The sequence below is a fragment of the Paenibacillus sp. 01T442 genome, from assembly GCF_056398345.1.
This window is the reverse complement of sequence record NZ_JBFTPF010000192.1, coordinates 1-1,539: the sequence shown is the minus strand read 5'-3', so window position 1 is coordinate 1,539 and position 1,539 is coordinate 1. Positions and strand designations below refer to the sequence as shown.

Below are 1,539 nucleotides of genomic sequence, written 5' to 3'. Positions count from 1 at the left end.
ATTTCCGGTAATGCGGTAACCAAGACTGAAGCGTCGAGCACCATCATTAGCTGACAGGCGACGATTATTGTCAAAATAATTCGTTTCGAATGTTCATTCAAGAGGATAACCTCCCTTTCGCGTTATAACGGTTATTATGACGCGATTCGGTATCGGGAAGTAGCTCATTCCTGCTAAAAAATTGATCAATACTGCAAAGAGGTAAAACATATTGTTGGATTAACAGGTTTGCGCTCTTATAGGAAATGCGTATAATAGGAGAGGATAGAAGGAATGGAGGAACGTTTCTATGCAGACGAAATTGGATCAATTATTGAATATAGTGGATTCCCTTTATCTTGCAGAGGGCCGTACGGAGACGTCAATACCCTTTTTTTCGCTAGTCCGACGCAACCGGCCGACGGAGATCATACCCGGCGTTCTAACTCCCTCTTTTTGCCTGATTCTACAAGGGGGCAAGAAGCTTCACCTCGGTCAAGACACGATCTATTATAGCGCAGGCGACTATTTAGTTTCGTTGATCGATATACCGGCCTCTGGACAAGTCATCGGCGCTTCGCGGCAATCGCCGTATATCGGCTTACGAATCGATATAACGGCGGAAGAGATTGCTTCTGTCATGTCAGATACCGGTATCACTGTGGAGCCACTCGACCGAAAGCTCGGCCCAGGAGCCTACGTAGGCAAATCCGATGAGCACTTGCTGCTCTTATTCATCCGGCTGTTGGAACTGCGAGTTAAGCCAGAGACGGAAATCCGCTTTCTGTCTTCGCTGATCAAGCGCGAGATGATTTTCCGCTTGCTTACGGGAGATTATGGGCACTTGTTTGTCCAACGGGTTTTCATGGACCAGCAGAATGAGGGGATCAGTAGAGCCATTGAATGGATAAAAGAGAATTACAACAGAACCTTTACAATCGAAGAGGTAGCGAGATCGTCCAAAATGAGTGTCTCAGGACTTCATCACAAATTCAAAGCTGTCACAACGATGGCTCCCCTGCAATATCAGAAGCAGCTTCGCCTTCAGGAAGCGAGACGCCTCATGCTGAACGGCTCCGTGAACGCGACATCCGCCGCGCTGGAGGTCGGATACGAGAGCCCGGCTCAATTCAGTCGTGAATACCGCCGGCTTTTCGGGCTCCCACCGCTTCAAGATATGAAAGCGTTCCACAGAAAACCAGTACCGGAAGCGTTCGAGACCAGCTAAAGCATTCAATTCCTCATTTGGAATTAATGTTTTGTCTATAGTGGCGTATTCTTTTTAAAATGTGTAAAATAATGTTATCTGAAAATGGAGGGGCTTTAATGACAATAGGATCCCAGGACGATATCGATGGTCTGAAGGCAATCGGCAAAATCGTTGCAATGACGATTAATGAAATGAAACGTCACACACGTGTTGGTATGACTACAAAGGAACTTGATGAAATCGGAGGTAGCTTTTTGAAAAGGCATGGGGCTGTGCCGGCACCGAAATCAACATACAATTTCCCAGGCAACACCTGTATAAGCATTAACCATGAAGTAGCCCACGGAATA

At 46.5% G+C, this 1,539-nt stretch carries 2 protein-coding genes; both read left to right on the top strand.

Annotation, left to right across the window (positions count from 1 at the left end; all coding sequences use genetic code 11):
- Positions 1–289 precede the first annotated feature (289 nt).
- The gene (locus AC1DLM_RS35325) at positions 290–1,207 is read left to right on the top strand and encodes an AraC family transcriptional regulator (protein WP_441990164.1); all 918 of its coding nucleotides are present in this window, start codon (positions 290–292) and stop codon (positions 1,205–1,207) included.
- 98 nt (positions 1,208–1,305) lie between these two features.
- Positions 1,306–1,539 (top strand): M24 family metallopeptidase (locus AC1DLM_RS35320; protein ID WP_477572617.1); only part of this gene is annotated, 234 nt, incomplete at its 3' end.